The 3,172-nt window shown below is 32.2% G+C and carries 3 protein-coding genes and 2 pseudogenes; all 5 read left to right on the plus strand.

Annotated elements, in window-relative coordinates; genetic code table 11:
• Positions 1-102: 102 nt before the first annotated feature.
• Complete coding sequence (locus tag BHE89_RS25755; RefSeq protein ID WP_286146122.1) at positions 103-270, plus strand: hypothetical protein; 168 nt, start codon at positions 103-105, stop codon at positions 268-270.
• The gene (locus tag BHE89_RS25760; protein WP_286146123.1) at positions 257-454 is read left to right on the plus strand and encodes a diguanylate cyclase domain-containing protein; all 198 of its coding nucleotides are present in this window, start codon (positions 257-259) and stop codon (positions 452-454) included. The genes BHE89_RS25755 and BHE89_RS25760 overlap by 14 nt, the downstream gene beginning before the upstream one ends.
• Positions 444-716, plus strand: a pseudogene (locus tag BHE89_RS25765) (diguanylate cyclase); the annotation flags it as partial. The gene BHE89_RS25760 and the pseudogene BHE89_RS25765, both read left to right, overlap by 11 nt.
• Before the next feature lie 174 nt (positions 717-890).
• Positions 891-1,851 (plus strand): annotated as a pseudogene (gene galU, locus BHE89_RS13320) (UTP--glucose-1-phosphate uridylyltransferase GalU).
• Positions 1,852-1,923: 72 nt separating this feature from the next.
• Positions 1,924-2,952, plus strand: coding sequence for a glycosyl hydrolase family 8 (locus BHE89_RS13325; RefSeq protein ID WP_069367381.1), 1,029 nt, complete (start codon positions 1,924-1,926; stop codon positions 2,950-2,952).
• Positions 2,953-3,172 lie beyond the last annotated feature (220 nt).

Below are 3,172 nucleotides of genomic sequence, written 5' to 3' on the forward strand. Positions count from 1 at the left end.
GATGATAATCAAAATCAAATTGTTGTGTAAATGATAATAATGGAGTATATCGATTAGAAGCCAAAAAGAATTAGCAATACACAAAAAGATATATGGGAAGATATGAGTATTATCCCTGTGTTTGATGAAAATAATCTAATTTCTCATTATGTGTTTATTAGCTTGGATATTACTGATAAGGTAGAGTTAAGAAATGAATTATTTAATAAAAGCTATATTGATTCATTAACTGGAATATCTAATCGATTAAGTATTGTTGAAAAAAATTGAAAATGAACGATTAAATATTTCACAACCTTCTTCATTTTGTATTGGTATTATAGATTGCGATAAATTCAAATCTATCAATGATCAATTCGGACATCATGTAGGTGATAAAGTATTGTGTGAAATATCAAAACGTTTATCACAATTAGAAAAAAAATCAAGTCTATTGTGGGCGGCTTGGTGGTGATGAGTTTGCTGTGCTTTTCCCTAAAGGATTACGTTCTTGTTCTGTGATTTTGTTAGAAATAATAGAATCACTTTGGGAATTAATGGAAAAGCCCATCAATATTAACTCAGATTTTATGTTAACTCCTTCAATTAGTTTAGGTATTGCTGAATATCCTAAAGATGGAGAAACATTATCTGAATTATTAAAATCTGCGGATAAAACACTTTACTCCATAAAAGAAATGGGTGGTAATAAATATGGGTTTTATTCTGGTTTTTAAATAGAAAGTTATTTTCAAATAAAAATATATAAAAATAATGTTATCTCTTTTTAATTGGAGAGGGAGATAACTGTTTTTTTAAATATAATTACGTATTCCTGATGAAATATAAGTGTAAGTTTAAAATAATATTAAATATTAGTTTTAGATAAATATCTATTAGAGGATTTTATTATGATGAAAGCGGTTATCCCTGTTGCTGGATTAGGTACTCGTATGTTACCTGCAACGAAATCAATTCCTAAAGAAATGCTACCTATCGTTGATCGCCCTTTAATTCAATATATTGTTGAAGAGTGTGCTCAGGCAGGCGTTGAGGAAATTATTTTAGTGACTCACTCTTCTAAAAATTCAATTGCGGATCACTTTGATACCAGCTTTGAATTAGAAAATATGCTGGAACAGCGTATTAAAAATAAATTATTAGAAGAAGTGCGTTCAATATGTCCTGATAATGTCAAAATTATCCAAATTCGCCAAGGCCATGCTTTAGGTTTAGGTCATGCAATTTGCTGTGCACGCCCCGTTATTGGTAATAATCCATTTATTGTTTTATTACCTGATGTTTTATTAAATTCACATTATTGCGATCCTCAACATGATAATTTATCGGCAATGATAAAACGTTTTTAAAAAAACAGAACGTAGCCAAATCATGGTTGAACCAGTACCAATGAGCCAAGTACACCAATATGGTGTTGTAGATTGTGAGGGAATTTTCTGTCCTCAAGGCAATTGGGCGCCTATTCGTCGTATCGTGGAAAAACCCAATCCTGAAGATGCACCTTCTAATCTCTCTGTTGTTGGCCGTTATGTTTTTTCTGAAGCTATCTGGGAATTATTAGATGGTTTACCTGCGGGTGTCGGTGGTGAAATTCAATTAACAGATGCGATTGATTTATTATTGAAAAAAGAAGTTGCTGAAGCATATACCTTAGTGGGGAAATCACATGACTGCGGTAATAAGTTAGGGTATATGAAAGCCTTTGTTGAATATGGCATACATAATTTGGCGTTAAAAGAGGAATTTACTGCTTGGATGCAGGACTTTTGTGAAAAAACATTGTTACCCAAAACAGAAGTCATAGAAGAAAATAAAGTAAGTGAAGCACAAAAGATAGCCGCTATCTTTTGAGTTTATATTGAAATAATATGCAATATGCCGACCGAAATAAGATGACGGTCGGCAATAGCAGGAGAGAAGGCAATGTCTTTTAGACACTTATCTCGTTGTAATTATCTATTTTCTGCCTTTTTTATTTTAGGTTTGTTGTTTATGGTTTCTCCCCCAATACAGGCAGCAGATACTCAAGTAGGATGGCAACAGTTTAAAGAGCGCTATATTAAGGATGATGGGCGAGTTATAGACAGCGCTAACAAAAATATTTCGCACTCTGAAGGTCAAGGTTATGGCATGTTAATGGCGGTGATGAGTGATGATCATGAAACATTTAAAAAGTTATGGCATTGGACCGCCGCTTCTCTTTATCGTGGTGATTTAGGTTTATTTAAATGGCGTTATGAACCAGAAAATAGTGAACACACCCCAGATCCTAATAATGCAACAGATGGTGATATCTTAATTGCGTGGGCATTATTAAAAGCGGGTGAGAAATGGAATGATGAAAGCTACCTTTCAGCTTCTGATTCTATTCAACATGCTATTTTGGAACATATGTTAGTTAAGGCTAAAAATTATACTGTGCTTTTACCTGGTATTAATGGTTTTAAAACGCCAGAAGAAATTATTATTAATCCATCCTATTTTATTTTTCCTGCCTGGAAAGATTTTTACCGCACAAGTAAAGATGTTCGTTGGAAAGCGTTAATTAATGATAGCCAGTCTTTACTTAGAAATATGCGATTTGGTGAATATCAATTACCTTCAGACTGGGTAAGTTTGTTTCCAGATGGAAAGATTGAGCCGAGTGAAAAATGGCCCGCTCGATTTAGCTTTGATGCAATACGTATTCCGCTTTATTTAGCTTGGGCACATGATGAATTAGCATTACAACCTTTTGTGCAGTATTGGCAGCAATTTGATCGTTATAAAACCCCTGCTTGGGTAAGTATTGATGCTCAAGAGCGCGCTGAATATAACCTTACTCCTGGTATGATGGCAGTGAGAGATTTAACGATGAAAATACCTATTGAAGATGTTGATTTAAGTAAAGATACAGATTATTACTCTTCGGCTTTACATTTATTAGCAGCATTTGCTCAAAATAATAAATAATAACTAATTATTATTATTTTATTTTGTTAATAATATTTTCGAGTTATCTCACAAAATGTATTTTATCTAATTAAATAAACACGATTCATATTGTGTTTATTTTTTTTATAACTTTAACTTAAAACTCATTCAATATGATTTAGGATAAATAAATATGGAATGGGTAAATTTACTTAGTGATAATAGAAGAAAAGATAAATATAAAACATAAAATAAATAA

The organism is Shigella sp. FC1967 (assembly GCF_001743005.1).
Lineage (GTDB): Bacteria > Pseudomonadota > Gammaproteobacteria > Enterobacterales > Enterobacteriaceae > Proteus.

Excerpts from the sequence above, each read along its gene's own strand:
- BHE89_RS13325 (WP_069367381.1), top strand. The coding sequence starts at position 1,924 with ATGTCTTTTAGACACTTATCTCGTTGTAATTATCTATTTTCTGCCTTT.
- BHE89_RS25755 (WP_286146122.1), top strand. The coding sequence starts at position 103 with ATGAGTATTATCCCTGTGTTTGATGAAAATAATCTAATTTCTCATTAT.